The following is a 19667-nucleotide window of genomic DNA, read 5'->3' as shown; positions in this document are numbered from 1 at the left end:
ACCGGCCAATGACCGGTTTATTCATTTCTACTAATCCTTAAGCCGCTTGAACCGCCTGAGCCTGACGCACCACCGCTGCCAATCGCCCAAGCCCTTCATCCAATCGCGCCGGGTCAATGTGGCTGAAGTTCAACCGCAAGTGCCCGTGGTGGTTGTCCGGTTCCGGGAAGAACGGCTCCCCCGGCATGAACGCTACGTCGTTGGCCAGCGCCGCATTGAGCACCGTGCGAGTGTCCAGTGGCTGCTTGAGCGTCAGCCAGAAAAACAGCCCACCCTGGGGCATGTTCCAATCCGCCAGATCGCCAAAATGCGTTTGCAGTGCCGCCTGAAACGCATCGCGACGCACCCGATAAAAGTCGCGCAACTCGCTCAAATGCTGCTGGAGTGCCTCGCTACCAATCCACTGCTGCGCTTGCCACTGGCCAACCCGATTGGTGTGCAGATCTGCCGATTGCTTGAGCTTGAGCAGGTGCGGGAATAAGTCCGGGCTGGCGATCAGATACCCCACGCGCAAACCGGGCAACAAGGTTTTCGATACCGTGCCGGTGTAGATCCAGCTAGATCTTTTCAGGCGTCCGGCAATCGGCTTGGCGCTGCCGCCATCGAAGGTCAGTTCGCGGTAGGGCTCGTCTTCGATCAGCGTGACACCGAACTCATCCAGCAATGCCGCCACGGCCTCGCGCTTGGCTTCGCTATAACGCACAGCCGACGGGTTCTGGAACGTCGGGATCAGGTAGATGAATGCCGGACGATGTTGTTCCAGGCGCAAACGCAGTTGCATCAGGTTCGGGCCGTCGGCTTCCAGCGGCACGGTAAGGCAATCGGCGCCGAACAGCTGAAAAATCTGCAACGCCGCCAGGTATGTCGGGGCCTCGAGGACAATTTCAGTGCCTTTGTCGATGTAGAGCTTGGCCGCCAGATCGAGGGTTTGCTGGGAACCGCTGACCACCAGCACCTGACTCGCTTCGCACGGCAAACCCAAAGCCCGCGCCTCGGCCGCCAGGGCTTCCCGCAATACCGGCTCGCCTTCGCTCATACCGTATTGCCCCATGGACACAGGCATGTCGGACCATTCGACCTTGGGCAACATGGCCTCGGCCGGCAAGCCCCCGGCGAACGACATCACTTGCGGACGCTGGGCGGCGGCGAGGATTTCACGAATCAAAGAACTTTTAAGGCGCGAGACACGTTCGGAAAAAGCCATGGGGATCACCGGTAGCGGGGCCAGAAGGAAATGAGTCAAACTTATTGACCGAAATTACGATAACCCACGCGGATACGTCAACATGCTTGACCTTAAAAACCCGATTTCCCAGCAGCAGGCCATGGAAGCGTTTTTCTTCGGTTACCAGGCCTTCACCGCCAAAGCCGATGAAATGCTTGAGCGTCGCGGCCTGAGCCGGGTGCACCAGCGCATCGTGTTTTTCATCGCCCGTTATCCGAACCTCAGCGTCAAGGAGTTGCTGGAACTGCTCGGCGTCAGCAAGCAGGCGCTGAACATGCCGCTGCGGCAGTTGCTGGAAATGCACTTGGTGAACAGCGTCGCGTCCGAGACGGACAAGCGCAAACGACTGCTGGAACTGACCGATGAGGGTGCGCGCTTTGAGCAGTCATTGCGCCGTGAACAGGTGAAGTTGCTGGAGCGGGTGTTTGCCGAGGCTGGGGAGACGGCAGTGAATGGCTGGCTGGCAGTGAATCTGGCGCTTGGTGAGAATCAACAAAAAATCTGACTCCTCAAAAACCATTCGCGAGCAGGCTCGCTCCCACAGGTGACCGCATTTCCCCTGTGGGAGCGAGCCTGCTCGCGATGGCGCCCTGTCAGGCGATATATCTCTATTGCCAAACTTTTCGTCCACAAAATCAAAAACATTATTTGCTTTATTTGTATACAAAAGCATAATCCACTTCGTGCGAGTTCCTGACCAGGCGGTCAACAAATTCGCAAGTACCTCAAAGGGCCGCTGCCACCCCCTCGGGTCCGGCCCTGGAAATAAAAATAAAACTCTTGAGGAGTACTCGCTGTGGAAAGCCGCAAATCCGAAGCATCGACGCTGGATCTCTCGCCGCCTTTACGCAATGGCTGGCTGGAGCGCATCTTTAAACTCAGCTTGCATGGCACCACGGTGAAGACCGAGCTGATTGCCGGCCTGACAACCTTCATCACCATGGCTTACATCATCTTCGTCAACCCCAACATCATGGCGGACGCCGGGATCGACCATGGTGCGGCGTTCGTCGCCACCTGCATCGCCGCGGCACTGGGTTGCCTGCTGATGGGCCTGTACGCCAACTGGCCGGTCGGCCTGGCACCGGGCATGGGCCTGAACGCATTCTTCACTTACACCGTGGTTGGTACCATGGGCTACAACTGGGAAACGGCGCTGGGTGCAGTGTTCGTGTCCGGTGTGCTGTTCATGATCCTGACCTTCTCCAGGATCCGTGAATGGCTGCTGAACAGTATTCCGGTCAGCTTGCGCTTCGCCATGGGCGCTGGCGTAGGTCTGTTCCTGGGGCTGATCGGTTTGAAAACCGCCGGTATCGTCGTCGATAGCCCGGCAACCCTGATCAAGCTCGGCTCCCTGCGCGAACCCGGCCCGCTGCTCGCCGCCGTGTGCTTCCTGATGATCGCGATCCTCAGCTATCACAAGGTGTTCGGTGCGATCCTGATCAGCATCATTACCGTAACCCTGGCCGGCTGGGGTCTTGGCCTGGTGCACTACGAGGGCATCATGTCCGCCCCGCCGAGTCTGGCCCCGACCTGGATGGCCATGAACGTTGCCGGCGTGTTCAACGTCAGCATGATCAGCGTGGTGCTGGCCTTCCTTTTCGTGCACATGTTCGACACCGCCGGCACCTTGATGGGTGTGGCCCAGCGCGCCAACCTGGTGGGCGCCGACGGTCGGATCGAAAACCTCTCCCGTGCCATGAAAGCCGACAGCGCATCCAGCGTATTCGGTGCGGTGGTCGGTGTTCCTCCTGTTACCAGCTACGTGGAAAGTGCCGCGGGTGTCGCGGCGGGTGGTCGGACTGGTCTTACCGCTGTGACCGTAGGTGTGCTATTTATTGCGGCCATGTTCTTCGCACCGCTGGCCGGGATGATCCCTGCCTATGCAACCGCCGGCGCGCTGATTTATGTCGCCATGCTGATGATGGGCGGCATGGCGCACATCGAGTGGGACGAAGCGACCGACAGCATTCCGGCAATCGTCACCGCGATCATGATGCCGCTGACCTTTTCGGTTGCCGACGGTATCGCGCTGGGCTTCATCACCTATGTGGCGCTGAAGGCCGGGACCGGCAAGTACAAGGAAATTTCCGTGAGCCTGTGGGTGCTCTGCGCGATCTTCATCGCCAAGTTCATCTTCTTGTAAACCACGTACGGAACACGTTTCAAACCAGCCTCACCCCGTCGGGTGGGGCTTTTGTGCAAATGGAGGAAAGTGATGAATCTGGAAACCTGGCTGTTGTTCAGCAGCGCTGCGCTGATCGTGATCCTGATCCCGGGGCCCCTGTCGTTGTTGATGATCAGCAACAGCCTGAACTACGGTCTGCGCCGCTCCTATCCGGCGTTTCTCGGCGGCGTGAGTGCCTCGATCTGCCTGTTGAGCGCTTCGGCACTGGGTCTGGGCGCATTGCTGCTGGCATCGGAGCAGTTGTTCAGTGCGTTGAAAATCGTCGGTGCGCTGTACCTGTTCTACCTCGCCTGGCAAAGCTGGCAGCAATCGCGTCAGCCATCGGTCGGTGCTGATGTGCCTCAGACTGCGCCGGTGCCACGTTTTCGTGCCTTGTTCGGTCGTGCGTTTATGCTGGGCGCCAGCAATCCAAAGGACATCCTGTTCTTCGCTGCGTTCCTGCCGCAGTTCTTGAGCGCCGAACAGCCGTTCCTGCCGCAATTGCTGGTGATGATTGCTACCTGGACCGTGCTGGACCTGCTGTGCAAGGTCGCCTATGGGCTTGGCGCTCACGGTGCAGCCAGATACTTGCGTTCGGGCAAAGGCCAGAGTTGGTTCAACCGGATCAGTGCCGGTTTATTCGGTAGCGCAGGCACTGCCTCGCTGTTGAGCGGGCACTGATACCCCTCGAACGTTTCCCCCTTCTCACCCATCCCGGCAAATTGAGTCCGCGGATGGGTTTTCGCCTGTTCACCCGATAAAACGTCGGGCGTAACGTCATCGGTAGAAACACACGCCCTATATATTTATCGCTTTGCGAACAACACGCCTCCCTACAGTTCGGGTCAAGGTTTTTCAAAACTCCCTGACAAGGACATTCGCATGGCACAACGCTTCACATCTCCCGACGCAACAGACTACGACTCGATCAAAGTCTCGGACATTGATCCACCTGACCTGGCTACGGCCGATCAGGAAGTTGCTGACTTTATCCGCAGCAACGGCGCTTCGGCCGAAAAGGAGCAGCGCCCCCGATCCGCCCACAAACGTGAACGGGTCCTGCGGGCTCTTGATCAACATTACGGACCGCTGCACCTTGGTCAATTTACGGTCAGCCGTGTAGAGCTTCATTTGATGAATGCCTTGGTTCACGGCAAGCCTCTGGATATCTACAACAGCAACTTTCGCCGCCCGCCCCAAGCATTTATTGACGGCTTGCAACTGAACCCGGCTGATGTCGAACGTCGTATCCGAGGGAGCGGAACCGTTGGCGACTACACGATACCGACCCTGTTGTTCGAGATTGCAACCCATCGCTCGGTCGATGCACCGCCGTTGTTCAGCGAAGCACAAAGCACTCACACGCAAAAGATCGACAGGCTTTTGAAATCAGCGCAGAAACTGGACATACGTGATACCCGCTTACCCGAGAATGTCCCCAACTGGGTCAACAAACAAAAAAGCAATGTCGTAAACAGCATGGGGGTCGGGCTTCAGGCATTCGGTATCTACAGCGGCTTGATGGGTATCTCCGATGCCATCAAAACGGGCGATCGCACCGACGCGGCGGTCAATGCCGGCGCAGTCGTAACAGAGCTGGGATCGCTGATCATCGAGCGAGGCCTGATAAAAGGCGCACAAGAGTTGATTGAAAACAGTGCTCACATCTACCAGGGTTTCGCCAAAACCCGCTTTGGCCTGCATCTGTCACGCGGAGCGGGTTTGATAGCAGGCGCGCTGACCCTTCCGTTTGACATTTATTTCGCAATCAAGGCACTGAACGATGCTTCCCGGACCACTGGCAAGGAGGCCTTGGATCATTACGTCGCTGCCGGCATGAACCTGACCAGCGCCGCGCTGACCTTGATTTTAGGCACGGCGGCCCTGGCCGGCTTCGCCCATGCGGGTCCGCTGGGCATCGCGGCGGCAGCCATTCTGATTGTCGGATCCCAGATTTACAGTGCCGTCCGCCAGGTGGATACCATCGATGACTACATAGATCTGAGCCTGGGTGAACGCCTTGAAACAGGTTTTCTTGCGTTTCTGAACCAGGCTGCACCGCAACACATACAGGACCGCTTCGACATCGCATTCACCAAGGACCAGCACGCGAAATCACTCACCAACAGAGCGCGAAGGTGGCTCGATGGACAAATGAAGGACAGTGTTGAAGCTATCGTGAACGGCAAGATAGATGTGTCGCTGAAGGCTACCCAGGTACCTTGGTTCGAACAGGATGATCAAGGAAACGAATCGTGGGGTTCCACGGAGATCAAGGAGCCAGTGATTGAGGACTCAGACGACACCATCGACGCCCGCAACGGGCTGCCTTCGGATCTTGCCGGGGTGGTGAAGGGGGCAGACGGCGATTCGAAAGCAACCTTCTGGCTGCTGGGAGGTGGAAAAGACACCGTTATCGGTATCGAAAAAAAACCTAATCTTTTCAGCTACGGCACAGGGGTGAAGGACCTGACCGGTGGCGAAAAGGACGATCGCTTCCTGTTCGAGGACGCCGCACGGTCACTCAAGGCACGCAGACTTCCTGGCCCCACAAATCAAATTTCGGGCGGTGACGGCAGTGACACGCTGGCATTCCAAGGCCGGCTCGATCCTCGAGAGCAAACCTTCTACAGCGGTTTTTTTATCGGCCTGGGAAATGGTTGGGTAAGCCGGCTCGGCAGCCCTGCGTTTGATCCCCTAGAGTTCCACACAATGTTGAAAAGCATTGAAAACGTCGAGACATTGGCCGGTGCCCGAAACGTCGTCCAAGGCTCACGCGATGCAAATCGCATCGTTTCCAGAGGTCATGACCGAATCAACGCAGGCGCTGGCGATGACACGATTTATCTGATGAGCGGCAATGGGGACGCCGCGGGTGAAACAGGTAAAGACCGATATTTCGTTGCTCACAAAAGCGGCACCGTGACCATCCGTGAGGGCGCGCAGGAAGAAAGCGTGATCATCATGGACTGGACGTTTGAGAACATTCTGAAATGGTCCATTGAGGACACCTCATTGGTGATCTTGTCGCGCTGCGGCAAAGATGGAGAACTTCCAGACAGTCAGGTGATCATCAAGGATGTTTATAAAAAAACGGCAAACAAACGCATATTTCAAGAGCAGAAACTACGGTTCCTGACCCAGGACGGTTTTCAACTTGCTCCCGACTTTCCCGATGAACTGGATGGCACCGACAGCCACAACATTGAAGTTTTGATTCTGGCGCAGGGTAAACAGCCAGCGCGATTGATCATCAATCGTTCTGAATATGAAATATCATCCAGACAAAACTCGAACTACTTCATAAACAGAGACACTACCGATAGTCAGATAACAACCACAAAAACAGATAAAAACATTCTAAACACCCTCTACATAGACTACGACAGCGATGAGCTACTCAGAACACAAGCCGACTGCACCGTCCAAAGCAACAACAGTATTACCCGTCCAATCAGAACCATTAGCGACATTACACTACAACTATTTTTTCACAATAAAACAATCAAACTCAAGAACTTCACATCGGACGGACACTTCACCTATTCAAATTTCACCCACTCTTTTGACATGCGCACACCTCTGAAGTTAAATCAGGAGCTGATCATTACGATGCGTGATGGGATTTCCTATCGAGTAATGCCGCCTACGAATCTTTACGCTGCATACAAAGACACATTGGGTAATATACAAATAGACGGCATGAAAATGCTGAAAAAGCGGACGGGGACCTACCTCTTTCTCCCGCCTGAAGATGGCAAAATCATCGCACTGGATTCTCACTCGCAGGTTGTCAACATCCCCGCCTTGCTGCAAAACACGACATTACGACTTGAGGGAAAGGGCGCCCATTACTATATCTATCTCGAATCAAATACCCAGCTTCATATATCAACACCAGGCGCGCTCAGAAAAACATCCAACGCATCAACCTGGTACTTCGTAACCAATCTTCTAGAACCCACCACCCGAAAACTATCGAAAAACAGACTACTGATAGGACACACTGTCATTCAGCTCCCAGAATATGAGAGTAAGGACACCCCCATCGAAGAAATATACTTAATCACCGGCTACAGCACCGTTTATAAAGTCGATCTGATTTTTGACGAAATCTACCTGCACACCACGTAATAAAACTTCCAATCCACACACAGTCATTGTTGCCTTGATTGCCACACACCAGTCGCTGTACCTAATCATCAACCACTGCGTTAAACGTGACGAGTAACGGTGATTCCTTTCGCCACCTCTTGGAGTAACTTAGGCATGAAGCCACCAAAAAAAGTAGTAAGACCCAACCCACCGGAAACAGGCCTGCCTGGCAGAAATCCTTCGCCCGAGGACGGCAACACCCCCTGGCGCAATTTGCCCGGTTCCGGCACATCCGAGCCCACAGCCGGCTTACCGGGTAACCGACAACCAGAGAGAGGATCAGACAATATCCCACAAGAACCTCAGATCATGGTGGTGGACATTTCCACGCCTGGGCCACTCGTAATCGACCCCGTCGGCGCGACATCGGAGATCAACTTCCTGCCCTCCGCCCTGGTACCGAGGTTGCCCGCTCCCCTTGCCGACGGCCTACGTTATGGCCAACGCAACACGATGTACGCAGAGATCGAGAATGAAGGCGTCACTCTGGTCCGACGCCGAGAAGATGGCGAGTACCAAGCATCGTCGGCCAATGAGCTAATCGCCTCAGGCCCGATACTGGAAAGAATCGCCGATACGGCGTACTGGCGTCGGAAAAATGCGGATGTTGCAGGCGATCCAAACCCCAGCCCGCAAGAAGGTGCCAGCAATCTAGCCCAAGCGAATCCACTTCTCTCAGACCTTCTCGCGCAGCCCTCCTCTCCCTTAGATCTCTCTTCTGCGTTATGGAGAAACTGGGGAAGTTCGACAAAACCCCAATCGGCGGAGTCCCTGGAGATCAATGGGCTTCATTATCGAATCGTGCCCCAGGGATCCCTGCAGAGCACTGAAGTCGCTTTTCTGGAACACCCTCGGTTTTCACCTTCGCGCTACGAAGCCTTCGAACAGATGCTGCATGACGATCCATCACTGCAACCCCTATGGGCAGTCAAAAAAAACGGTCAGTGGGAAGTATTGGACAACCCCCTTCCATTCGAAAAGAGCCTGACCGGCTATGTAGCTGAAACCTTCAGGGATTTCGCGGACGCTTCATTAAATGACGTCGCAAGAAGCGTATTTAACCAAGCCGATCATTCCAACATCATTAACGCCTCAGGCCTTATGGTTCTGAAACAGACTTTTCGTAACTGGGCCGACGCCAGCAGTGCACGTATCCCTCGACGGGAACTGGCCGACCCGCTGCTTCTGCTGCCTGTCATTGCCAGAACGACAAATACGGGCTGGTTGGCACTGACGCCCCCCGATGCCACCGGAGCCCTGCGACGTCTGGACTTCGCACCTAACTACTTCCCCACGGAGTGGTACCACTACAACGCCTCACCTTCCGATTACAACCTCAAGCAGTTGGTAGCCAGCGTGCTGGAACGTAACGGGTACAATGTTTTTCCTTTGTCGAGGGCACACTCGGAACCAACGCTGGTCTTTACCCGCGCGAATCACGATGCGGTTTTCTTCCTGAAACTCGGTCGTGTCGATGGCTATGCAATCAGGGACGTTACCCCGCCGGGCAATGAACTTGCCGACCCTCAACTGACAACCCGAATCGGCGTGCCAGCCCGAACCGCCCTGCTCACTGCACACGATCAAAACAAAGTGATATGGCTACTGGGTGGAATCCAGACAACCTCATCGGGATGGCAGTCTGTGTTCATCATCCGGGAAGGCTGACAGTCGCCTTTCATCTCGCCGGCCCTGCCGGCGAGTACGCCCATTGGCATAAAAAAAGCCCGCAGTGTGAGCGGGCGAAAGACCAAAGAAGCTATATGCGCAGTCGCTTCCAGGGTGAGGCAGCTGCTTGGGGGATCAGCTGCCGCGATATGTCGAATAGCTGTAGGGCGAAATCAGCAGCGGCACATGGTAGTGATCTTGTTCCGCCGAGATGCCGAAACGCAGCACCACGACATCCAGGAACGCCGGCGTAGGCAACTGGACGCCACGGGCGCGGTAGTAATCCCCCGCATGGAACTGAACCTGATAGACCCCTGTGCGGTAGTCATCGCCTTGCAGCAGTGGTGCATCGACACGGCCATCGCTGTTGGTTGTCGCAGTGGCGACCAATTCCAGTTGCGAACCTTCAACGCGGTACAGCTCGACCTTGATCGAACTGCCCGGGCAACCGTGTGCAGCGTCCAAAACGTGAGTAGTCAAACGTCCCATTGATTCTGCGCGCCTGCCTGCGTGAAAGCAGTCAGACCTCGCGCCTCCCGAAGTCAGTTAAAAGGAGACCGCACCGTTTCGGAACACGAAAAGCTGCGGCGAGCGATTGATTAAGACACTTTTCAAAAAAATTGTACACAATAAAAGCGACATTTTTACGATCAACGGCACCCTCCGTCGATTTCCCGCCGATTGACTGCCAAACCACAACGGTACTGAACCCTACAGCCATTAGCTGACCAGCCAGGCAAAATTCTTGCAGGCTCATCCCAATCACACGCGAAGATGACCGTTAGCGAAAAATGCAAAAAATCAGGCTTACAAAGTGAATATAAAGTTGTATACAATCAGTCCATCGCTGTGACGCCAGCCTGACTTCTCATCCACAGGCGCGCCACACAAACCTGTCAACACGAATAAGAAGGAAGACTGCAGTGAGCGCTGACTACCCACGCGACCTGACCGGTTACGGCAGTAACCCTCCTCACCCACACTGGCCGGGCAATGCTCGTATCGCCCTGTCCTTCGTGCTCAATTACGAAGAAGGTGGCGAGCGCAATATCCTGCACGGCGACAAGGAATCCGAAGCTTTCCTCTCGGAAATGGTCTCGGCGCAGCCGCTGCAAGGCGCGCGCAACATGAGCATGGAATCCCTTTACGAGTATGGCAGCCGCGCCGGCGTCTGGCGGATTCTGAAACTGTTCAAGGAATTCGACATCCCGCTGACCATTTTCGCCGTGGCCATGGCCGCGCAGCGCCACCCGGACGTGATCCGCGCCATGGTTGATGCCGGCCATGAGATCTGCAGCCACGGCTACCGCTGGATCGACTACCAGTACATGGACGAAAACCAGGAACGCGAGCACATGCTCGAAGCGATCCGCATCCTCACCGAAATCACCGGTGAGCGCCCGCTGGGCTGGTACACCGGCCGCACCGGTCCGAATACCCGTCGCCTGGTGATGGAAGAAGGCGGTTTCCTTTATGACAGCGACACCTACGACGACGACCTGCCCTACTGGGAGCCGAACAATCCGACCGGCAAACCGCACCTGGTGATTCCGTACACCCTGGACACCAACGACATGCGTTTCACCCAGGTCCAGGGCTTCAACAAGGGCGACGACTTCTTCGAATACCTCAAGGACGCGTTCGACGTGCTGTACGCCGAAGGCGCCGAAGCACCGAAGATGCTGTCGATCGGCCTGCACTGCCGCCTGATCGGCCGTCCGGCGCGTCTGGCTTCGCTCAAGCGCTTTATCGAATACGCTAAAAGTCATGAACAGGTGTGGTTCAGCCGTCGCGTCGACATCGCGCGCCATTGGCAGGAAACCCACCCGTACCAAGGGGCTGCCAAATGAGCACCTTTCAAACCCTCAAGCCATCGACCCTGAGCCGCGACGCCTTCGTCAAAGCCTTCGCCGACATCTACGAACATTCGCCATGGGTGGCCGAGAAGGCCTTCGACCTGGGCCAGGACGCTTCGATCGACGAAATCGAAACCCTGCACCAGCGCATGAGCGACATCCTGTTGAGCGCTGATCACGAAAGCCAACTGGCCTTGATCAACGCTCACCCGGACCTGGCCGGCAAAGCCGCCGTCCAGGGGCAACTGACCGAAGCCAGCACGAATGAACAGGCTGGCGCCGGTATTCACCAATGCACGGCCGAAGAGTTCCAGCGCTTCACCGAGCTGAACGACGCCTACAAAGCCAAGTTCAAGTTTCCCTTCATCATGGCGGTAAAAGGCAGCAACCGGCATCAGATCCTCGCAGCGTTCGAAACGCGCATTCACAACCCGGTCGACACCGAGTTCAAGTGCGCGCTGGCGGAGATCAACAAGATCGCCCTGTTCCGTTTACTGACCCTATAGCAATCGAGGCCCAGGCTCGTTCATGAACGCCGAGCGAGACCAAAGCCCCGAGAGCATCCCAAGCCACTTATTTAAAGGCAGACAAGAAGAATGAAAGCTTACGCCGTACCTTTCGAGAAGTTCGTCAACCTGGCCGACGCCCGCCTGGGCACCAAAATCATCTCGGTCACCGATGACTGGTTCGCAGACGCCAACCGTCTGTTCCAACCAACCCCGGCCGTGTGGAAGGAGGGCGTGTTCGATGACAACGGCAAGTGGATGGATGGCTGGGAGTCGCGCCGCAAGCGCTTCGAAGGCTATGACAGCGCAGTGATCCGCCTGGGCGTACCGGGTTCGATCAAGGGCGTGGACATCGACACTTCATTCTTCACCGGCAACTTCCCGCCATCGGCGTCCCTGGAAGCCTGCTTCCTGGCTGAAGGCGAGCCGAACGAAAACACCCAGTGGACCGAAGTGCTGTCGGCCGTCGAGCTGCAAGGCAACAGCCACCACTACCACGAGATCAACAACGAGCAGGCCTTCAGCCACCTGCGCTTCAACATTTACCCGGATGGCGGCGTGGCGCGTCTGCGTGTGTACGGTGTGCCGTTCCGCGACTGGTCGGCCATCGGCGATAACGAACAAGTCGACCTGGCCGCAGCCCTCAACGGCGGTCGCGCCCTCGCCTGCTCCGACGAACACTTCGGCCGCATGAGCAACATCCTCAACCCAGGCCGTGGCATCAACATGGGCGACGGCTGGGAAACCGCACGTCGTCGCACCCCGGGCAATGACTGGGTGATCGTCGCGCTGGGTCATGCCGGTGAAGTCGAGAAAGTCATCGTCGACACCCTGCACTTCAAGGGCAACTACCCGGACAGCTGCTCGATCCAGGGCGCTTTCGTGAAAGGCGGCACCGACAGCCAGATCGAAACCCAATCGCTGTTCTGGCGCGAACTGCTGCCAAGCCAGAAGCTGGAAATGCACGCCGAACACACCTTCGCCGAGCAGATCAAGGCGCTGGGGCCAATCACCCACATCCGCCTGAACGTGTTCCCGGATGGTGGTGTGAGCCGCCTGCGCGTTCTGGGCAAGGTCGCTAAATAAGCGCTGAACCCAATCGCCAGCAGGCTGGCTCCCACAGGGGAATACATTCCAAATGTGGGAGCCAGCCTGCTGGCGATAGCAACAGAACCAACAACACAGAATCCAGACAAGAAGACCAGCATGCGCACACTGACGATTGAACCGCTGACCAAAGAAGCCTTCGCCCCTTTCGGTGACGTGATCGAAACCGACGGCAGCGATCACTTCATGATCAACAACGGTTCGACCATGCGCTTTCACAAACTGGCGACGGTGGAAACTGCCACGCCGGAGGACAACGCGATCATCAGCATTTTCCGCGCCGACGTGCAGGACATGCCGCTGACCGTCAGCATGCTGGAGCGCCATCCGCTGGGCAGCCAGGCTTTCATTCCGCTGCTCGGCAACCCCTTTCTGATCGTGGTCGCGCCACTTGGCGATGTACCTGTATCAGGCTTGGTCCGCGCCTTCGTCACCAACGGCAGGCAGGGCATTAATTACCATCGCGGCGTCTGGCACCACCCGGTGCTGACGATCGAAAAGCGGGATGACTTCCTGGTGGTTGATCGCAGTGGCACAGGCAATAACTGCGATGAGCATTTTTTCAAAGAGGATGAGCGTTTGATCCTCGCCCCCCACCAATAAGAGAAGGTCCGATCACGCGAAAACAAGCGTGACGGGCGAGAGGTAAAGACTGTGGAAGCACATCTGTTGGAATGGCTGAACCTGAGCGTGCGCTGGGTTCATATGATTACCGGTGTGGCCTGGATCGGCGCATCGTTCTACTTCGTCTGGCTGGAAAACAACCTCAATCGGGTCAACCCGAAAAGCGGTCTGGCCGGTGATTTGTGGGCGATCCACGGCGGCGGCATCTATCACCTGGAAAAATACAAACTGGCTCCACCGACCATGCCGGACAACCTGCACTGGTTCAAATGGGAAGCCTACTTCACCTGGATGTCGGGTATCGCGCTGCTGTGCGTGGTGTTCTATGCCAACCCGACGCTCTACCTGCTGGCTCCGGGCAGCACCCTGAGCGGCCCTGAAGGCGTGGCCATCGGTCTGGGTTCGCTGTTCATCGGCTGGTTCGTCTACTCCTTCCTCTGCGACTCGGCCCTGGGCAAACACCCTGCCCTGCTCGGCGCCATCCTGTTCGTGCTGATCATCGGCGCGGCCTATGGCTTCAGCAAGGTGTTCAGCGGACGTGGTGCGTACCTGCACGTCGGTGCGCTCATCGGCACCATCATGGTCGGCAACGTGTTCCGCATCATCATGCCGGCACAGCGAGCGCTGGTCGCGGCCATCGCCGAGAACCGCACGCCCGACCCGGCACTGCCGGCCAAAGGCCTGCTGCGTTCACGTCACAACAACTACTTCACCCTGCCAGTGCTGTTCATCATGATCAGCAACCACTTCCCGAGCACCTACGGCAGCCAGTACAACTGGCTGATCCTGGCCGGGATTGCGATCCTGGCGGTGCTGGTGCGTCACTACTTCAACACCCGTCACGACAGCCACAAGTTTGCCTGGACCCTGCCGGTGGCAGCGGTGGGCATGATCTGCCTGGCTTATGTGTCCGGTCCGAAGCCGATGTCCAGCTCTCCGGAAGTGGCCAAGGCCCCTGCTGCCATCGAGTACCAGCCTCTGCCGGAAACGGCACAGGGCGGCGGCTTGAAACCGGCTGAAGCCAAACCGGCCGAGACTCCGGCAGCCGCACCAGCACAAGCGTCCAACGCAGGTCCTGGCTTCGACAAGGTCCACAGCGTGATTCAGGAGCGTTGCGCGGTCTGCCACTCGGCCAAACCAACCAGCCCGCTGTTCAGCGCGGCCCCGGCCGGTGTGATGTTCGACACCCCCGAGCAGATTCGCCAGAACGCTGCGCGGATCCAGGCACAAGCCGTCGCCACACAGATCATGCCACTGGGCAACATCACCCAGATGACCCAGCAGGAACGTGACCTGATCGGCGCCTGGATTGTTCAGGGTGCACCGACCAACTAAGTAGCAAAAAGCTTCGCGAGCAGGCTCGCTCCCACACAGGCAACACACAACCTGTGGGAGCGAGCCTGCTCGCGAACGGCCGCGCCGCGGTCAACCTGATACAAAAATCACAAGAATAAAAATGATCCGAGGTGTTGCATGTCCGAGCTATCCCAAGCACGCATCCCCGACGCACCCGCCATTCAGCGTTTACCCCTCTTGCAATTGATTCTTGTTGGCCTGCAACACGTTCTGCTGATGTACGGCGGAGCCATCGCGGTGCCGCTGATCATCGGACAGGCCGCTGGCCTGAGTCGTGAAGAAATCGCCTTCCTGATCAACGCCGACCTGTTGGTCGCCGGTATCGCCACCATTGTCCAGTCCCTGGGCATCGGCCCCATGGGCATCCGCATGCCAGTGATGATGGGCGCCAGTTTTGCCGCCGTCGGCAGCATGGTCGCCATGGCCGGCATGCCGGGCATCGGCCTGCAAGGCATCTTCGGCGCCACCATCGCCGCCGGTTTCTTCGGCATGCTCATCGCGCCATTCATGTCCAAAGTCGTGCGCTTCTTCCCGCCACTGGTGACCGGCACGGTCATCACCTCGATCGGTTTGTCGCTGTTCCCCGTGGCCGTGAACTGGGCCGGTGGCGGTGCTCAAGCCGCTCAATTCGGTTCCCCTATTTACCTGACCATTGCTGCGCTGGTGCTGGGCACCATCCTGCTGGTGCATCGCTTCATGCGCGGTTTCTGGGTCAATATTTCCGTGCTGATCGGCATGTGCCTGGGCTACGTGCTCTGCGGCCTGATCGGCATGGTCGACCTCAGCGGCATGGCCCAGGCGCCGTGGCTGCAATTCGTCACCCCGCTGCATTTCGGCATGCCGAAGTTCGAACTGGCGCCGATCCTCTCCATGTGCCTGGTGGTGGTGATTATTTTCGTCGAGTCCACCGGGATGTTCCTGGCGCTGGGCAAGATCACCGGTCAAGAGGTTTGCCCGCGCATGTTGCGTCGTGGCTTGCTGTGTGATGCCGGCGCCTCGTTCTTCGCCGGTTTTTTCAACACCTTCACCCACTCCTCGTTCGCCCAGAACATCGGCCTGGTGCAGATGACCGGCGTGCGCTGCCGTTCGGTGACCATCGTTGCCGGTGGCTTGCTGATCGTCCTGAGCCTGCTGCCCAAAGCGGCGTTTCTGGTGGCGTCGATTCCACCCGCGGTGCTGGGCGGTGCGGCCATTGCGATGTTCGGCATGGTCGCCGCCACCGGCATCAAGATTCTGCAGGAAGCCGATATCGGTGACCGTCGCAACCAGTTGCTGGTGGCAGTGAGCATCGGCATGGGCCTGATCCCTGTGGTGCGTCCGGAGTTTTTCGCCCACCTGCCGGTGTGGATGAGCCCGATCACCCACAGCGGCATCGCTATGGCCACCCTCAGCGCCCTGACGCTGAACCTGTTGTTCAACATCCTTGGCGGAGCCGAACGCGCCGCCGCCAACGACTGCCACGCCCACTGACAGGCAAAGACACGCCTCCCTGTAGGAGCGAGCTTGCTCGCGATGGACTCAAGAACACCGCGTTTATCCAGGTAACACGCGTAATCGTTGACGATCATCGCGAGCAAGCTCGCTCCTACAGGGCCGGGGATTCCTGCGCCTCGCAAAAATAACAACAAGAGGGAGCAACAGATGATTCGTACCCAAACCAGCCTGCTGCTGTTCGGCGGCCTGTTCGCGGCAACCCAGGCCATGGCCGGCGATTTGCTGCTGTGGCAGACCAACAGCCTGAGCTATCTGTATGGCAAGGACTTCGCGGTCAACCCGTCGATCCAGCAGACGGTAACGTTCGAACACGCCGACCGCTGGAAGTACGGCGACAATTTCATGTTCATCGATAGCACTTACTACAACGGCGAGAAAGACCGGAACAAAGGCGTTCACGCCTATTACGGCGAATTCAGCCCGCGTCTGTCCTTCGGCAAGATCTTCGATCAAAAGCTGGAATTTGGACCGATCAAGGACGTGTTGCTGGCCATGACCTACGAGAATGGCGAAGACGACACCGAGGCTTACCTGATCGGCCCCGGTTTCGACCTCAAGGTGCCGGGCTTCAACTTTTTCACCCTGAATTTCTACAACCGCCAAACCGAAGGCTCGCGTCCCGGCGATGATGTCTGGCAGATCACACCGGCCTGGTCCTACACCCTGCCCCTGGGCAATTCGAGCCTGTTGATCGACGGCTACATCGACTGGGTCGTGGATAACGACGAGAACTCGCACGGCACTTACCACGCCAACCTGCACTTCAATCCGCAGATCAAGTACGACCTGGGCAAAGCCTTCGGCTGGCGTGAAAAACAGGTGTACGTCGGTGTCGAGTACAGCTACTGGAAAGACAAGTACGGCATCGAAAACAGCGGCAACTTCGACACCAACGAAAACACCACCAGCCTGCTGGTGAAGGTGCATTTCTAAGATGACCCGCAACCGTGCCAAAAACCTGTCGTCGGTGCGCTGTTGCGGGGCACTTGAGACCTGGCCAAGGAGTCAGTATTCTCCGCGGCCGCCTGAATCCGCTTTAAAAAAAAGCCCGGATTTAATTCCTGACCAGAAAGCCAACTTATCCCGGCTCTGGACGGTACCAAGGCAATCCCCCAATCACTCTCAATCGACTGTTTTTGAGCAGCCGAGCGGGAGTTTTTTTGTTTTTCGAGGGCCTTGGCACAGCGCTTGCTCACAGCAACAAAGCTGACCGTATGGACAATTTTTTATCGCTACAGAAAAAGGCGCCACACCAGAGCGTCGACCTTAAAAAAACGTGAAACCTCTACTTTTTGGGAGCAACCGAATGAAACGCACGTGCACTAGCCTGATGCTGGCGGGATCAATGCTGGCGGGGGGCCAGGCCATGGCCGGCGACTTGCTGCAATGGCAGAACAACAGCCTGACTTACCTGTATGGCAAGGATTTCCAGGTCAATCCGCGCATCCAGCAGACAGTGACCTTCGAACACGCCGATGGCTGGAAATACGGCGACAACTTCTTCTTCGTCGACAAGATCTTCTATAACGGCAAGGAAGACGCCTTCGCCGGTGAAAACTCTTACTACGGCGAATTCAGCCCGCGTCTGTCGTTCAACAAGATCTTCGACCAGAAGCTGGAGTTCGGTCCGATCAAGGACGTCCTGCTGGCCATGACCTATGAGTTCGGCGAAGACGACACCGAGTCCTACCTGATCGGTCCAGGCTTCGACCTGGCCATCCCGGGCTTCGATTACTTCCAGCTGAACTTCTACAACCGTCACACCGAAGGCAGCCGTCCGGGTGACGATATCTGGCAGGTGACCCCGGTCTGGTCCTACACCATCCCGGTGGGCGATTCCGACGTGCTCATCGACGGTTTCATGGACTGGGTCGTCGACAATGACGTAAACAGCAAAGGCGAATACCACGCCAACCTGCACTTCAATCCGCAGATCAAGTACGACCTGGGCAAGGCATTGAATCTGGGTGCGAAGCAGTTGTACGTCGGTGTCGAATACGACTACTGGAAAAACAAGTACGGTATCGAAGACAGCGATGGCTTCAAGACCGATCAGAGCGTGACCAGCTTCCTGGTCAAGGTGCACTTCTGATCTGAAAAACCTCGCGAGCAGGCTCGCTCCCACATTGAATTGCGGTCAATTGTGGGAGCGAGCCTGCTCGCGAATGCCGCGCGGCGGATCTCAGGCCGAAACCACCGGCTCCGACAACCCGAGAAACCGGCACAACTCATCCTTCTTGGCCAGCGCATCCCGCCGCCCCAGGTCAATCAACTCGCTGCAATACCCCGCCTCGAACAGTAAATAACTCAACACCCCTGCCCCGCTCGTTTTGGTCGCCCCCGGCCCGCGCAGGAACAGACGCAGCGCCGCCGGCAATTCCTGGCGATGGCGCGCGGCAATCTCGTCGATCGGCTGGCTCGGTGAAATCACCAATACCTCCACTGGCGCCACACCCAGCGTACGGATCGGTGCGCTATCGGGCATGAGGTGACTGAACTGATTCAAGCGCTGCAGGAGCTCGATATCGCTTTCCAGGCTGTCAATGAACGTACTGTTGAGCATGTGCCCGCCGATCTGCGCCAGGGTCGGCTGCTGACCAGTCCAGGCACGTTGCAGCGGTTGCTCCGGATCGACGCCCCGCGGGTTGCCACTGACGCCCACCACCAGTACTCGACTGGCGCCCAGGTGCAGGGCCGGACTGATCGGTGCCGACTGGCGCACCGCGCCATCGCCAAAATACTCCTCGCCGATTTTCACCGGGGCGAACAGCAGTGGAATGGCCGAACTGGCGAGCAGATGCTCAACGGACAATTGGGTCGGAACGCCAATTCGCCGATGGCGCAACCAGGCATGGATGGTGCCGCCGCCCTGATAAAAGGTGACGGCCTGACCGGACTCGTAACCGAATGCCGTCACCGCCACTGCCTGCAATTGCTTTTGGGCGATGGCTTCGTCGATGCCGCTCATGTGCAACTTGTCGTTGAGCAAGCCGCGCAGTGGCGAACTGTTAAGCAGCGCCACCGGCACCTGACTTCCCAATCCCAAAAGGCTGTGACTGACAAAACGACTGGCCTGGCGGATCACCCCGGGCCAATCACTGCGCAATACCAAATGGCTGCGAAAGCCTTGCCAGAAGTCGGTCAAGCGCTCGATGGCCCCGCGAAAGTCCATCGCCCCGCTGGCCAGGCTGACCGCATTGATCGCCCCGGCAGAGGTGCCGACGATCACCGGAAACGGGTTGTCCGCGCCCAATGGCAACAACTCGGCAATCGCCGCCAGCACCCCCACCTGATAGGCCGCTCGAGCCCCGCCGCCCGAAAGAATCAACCCTGTAACCGGTTCAGCGGGACTCATACACAACGCTCCATGCTGCTTGATGGGATTTCAATACCGCAACCTCTTCCCCTGTAGGGGGGGGGGGGGGGGGGGGGGGGGGGGGGGGGGGGGGGGGGGGGGGGGGGGGGAGAGGGGGGGGGGGGGGGGGGGGGGGGGGGGGGGGGGGGGGGGG

Annotated in this window: 16 protein-coding genes; 13 read left to right on the top strand and 3 right to left on the bottom strand. The window is 57.6% G+C overall.

What is annotated here, in order from left to right; genetic code table 11:
• Positions 1-37: 37 nt before the first annotated feature.
• Positions 38-1204 carry a PLP-dependent aminotransferase family protein gene (locus ACSFE6_RS19925; protein WP_435429186.1) on the bottom strand — a complete coding sequence of 389 codons (1167 nt, stop codon included), beginning with the start codon at positions 1202-1204 and terminating at the stop codon, positions 38-40.
• Between the two features lie 82 nt (positions 1205-1286).
• Between ACSFE6_RS19925 and ACSFE6_RS19920 the strand changes: the two genes are divergently transcribed.
• From ACSFE6_RS19920 to ACSFE6_RS19900, 5 genes are all read left to right on the top strand, one after another.
• Positions 1287-1730 (top strand): MarR family transcriptional regulator, encoded by a 444-nt coding sequence (locus ACSFE6_RS19920; protein WP_435429185.1) that lies wholly within the window; start codon positions 1287-1289, stop codon positions 1728-1730.
• 291 nt (positions 1731-2021) lie between these two features.
• The gene (locus ACSFE6_RS19915) at positions 2022-3371 is read left to right on the top strand and encodes an NCS2 family permease (RefSeq protein ID WP_085716882.1); all 1350 of its coding nucleotides are present in this window, start codon (positions 2022-2024) and stop codon (positions 3369-3371) included.
• A gap of 72 nt (positions 3372-3443) precedes the next feature.
• Positions 3444-4073 carry a LysE family translocator gene (locus ACSFE6_RS19910; RefSeq protein ID WP_435429184.1) on the top strand — a complete coding sequence of 210 codons (630 nt, stop codon included), beginning with the start codon at positions 3444-3446 and terminating at the stop codon, positions 4071-4073.
• A gap of 201 nt (positions 4074-4274) precedes the next feature.
• Positions 4275-7526 (top strand): calcium-binding protein, encoded by a 3252-nt coding sequence (locus ACSFE6_RS19905; protein WP_435429183.1) that lies wholly within the window; start codon positions 4275-4277, stop codon positions 7524-7526.
• Positions 7527-7661: 135 nt separating this feature from the next.
• The gene (locus ACSFE6_RS19900; RefSeq protein WP_435429182.1) at positions 7662-9215 is read left to right on the top strand and encodes a hypothetical protein; all 1554 of its coding nucleotides are present in this window, start codon (positions 7662-7664) and stop codon (positions 9213-9215) included.
• 135 nt (positions 9216-9350) lie between these two features.
• Here ACSFE6_RS19900 and uraH read toward each other — a convergent pair whose 3' ends face one another.
• On the bottom strand, positions 9351-9704 hold the full coding sequence (gene uraH, locus ACSFE6_RS19895) for a hydroxyisourate hydrolase (protein ID WP_121105928.1): 354 nt from the start codon (positions 9702-9704) through the stop codon (positions 9351-9353).
• A gap of 434 nt (positions 9705-10138) precedes the next feature.
• On the opposite strand from uraH, the gene puuE reads away from it, so the two are divergent.
• The 8 genes from puuE (at position 10139) to ACSFE6_RS19855 (ending at position 18250) form a co-directional block, all read left to right on the top strand.
• On the top strand, positions 10139-11065 hold the full coding sequence (gene puuE, locus ACSFE6_RS19890) for an allantoinase PuuE (protein ID WP_435429181.1): 927 nt from the start codon (positions 10139-10141) through the stop codon (positions 11063-11065).
• Positions 11062-11577: a 2-oxo-4-hydroxy-4-carboxy-5-ureidoimidazoline decarboxylase gene (gene uraD / locus ACSFE6_RS19885; protein WP_435429180.1), complete on the top strand. Its 516-nt coding sequence runs from the start codon at positions 11062-11064 to the stop codon at positions 11575-11577. Before puuE ends, uraD begins: the two co-directional genes overlap by 4 nt.
• Before the next feature lie 90 nt (positions 11578-11667).
• Entirely contained in the window at positions 11668-12663 is a 996-nt protein-coding gene (alc, locus tag ACSFE6_RS19880; protein WP_435429179.1) for an allantoicase, read from the top strand.
• 120 nt (positions 12664-12783) lie between these two features.
• The gene (locus ACSFE6_RS19875) at positions 12784-13287 is read left to right on the top strand and encodes an ureidoglycolate lyase (RefSeq protein WP_435429178.1); all 504 of its coding nucleotides are present in this window, start codon (positions 12784-12786) and stop codon (positions 13285-13287) included.
• A 51-nt stretch (positions 13288-13338) separates the two neighbouring features.
• Positions 13339-14643 (top strand): urate hydroxylase PuuD, encoded by a 1305-nt coding sequence (locus ACSFE6_RS19870; RefSeq protein WP_435429177.1) that lies wholly within the window; start codon positions 13339-13341, stop codon positions 14641-14643.
• A gap of 138 nt (positions 14644-14781) precedes the next feature.
• Positions 14782-16134: a nucleobase:cation symporter-2 family protein gene (locus ACSFE6_RS19865; protein WP_435429176.1), complete on the top strand. Its 1353-nt coding sequence runs from the start codon at positions 14782-14784 to the stop codon at positions 16132-16134.
• Positions 16135-16305: 171 nt separating this feature from the next.
• Complete coding sequence (locus ACSFE6_RS19860; protein WP_435429175.1) at positions 16306-17091, top strand: outer membrane protein OmpK; 786 nt, start codon at positions 16306-16308, stop codon at positions 17089-17091.
• Positions 17092-17464: 373 nt separating this feature from the next.
• Positions 17465-18250, top strand: coding sequence for an outer membrane protein OmpK (locus ACSFE6_RS19855; protein WP_435429174.1), 786 nt, complete (start codon positions 17465-17467; stop codon positions 18248-18250).
• Between the two features lie 90 nt (positions 18251-18340).
• Here ACSFE6_RS19855 and ACSFE6_RS19850 read toward each other — a convergent pair whose 3' ends face one another.
• The gene (locus ACSFE6_RS19850) at positions 18341-19513 is read right to left on the bottom strand and encodes a patatin-like phospholipase family protein (RefSeq protein ID WP_435429173.1); all 1173 of its coding nucleotides are present in this window, start codon (positions 19511-19513) and stop codon (positions 18341-18343) included.
• Between the last annotated feature and the right edge of the window lie 154 nt (positions 19514-19667).

The sequence above is a fragment of the Pseudomonas baetica genome, assembly GCF_051216495.1.
GTDB classification, from domain to species: Bacteria; Pseudomonadota; Gammaproteobacteria; order Pseudomonadales; family Pseudomonadaceae; genus Aquipseudomonas; species Aquipseudomonas baetica_B.
This window is presented reverse-complemented; position numbering and strand designations above follow the sequence as displayed.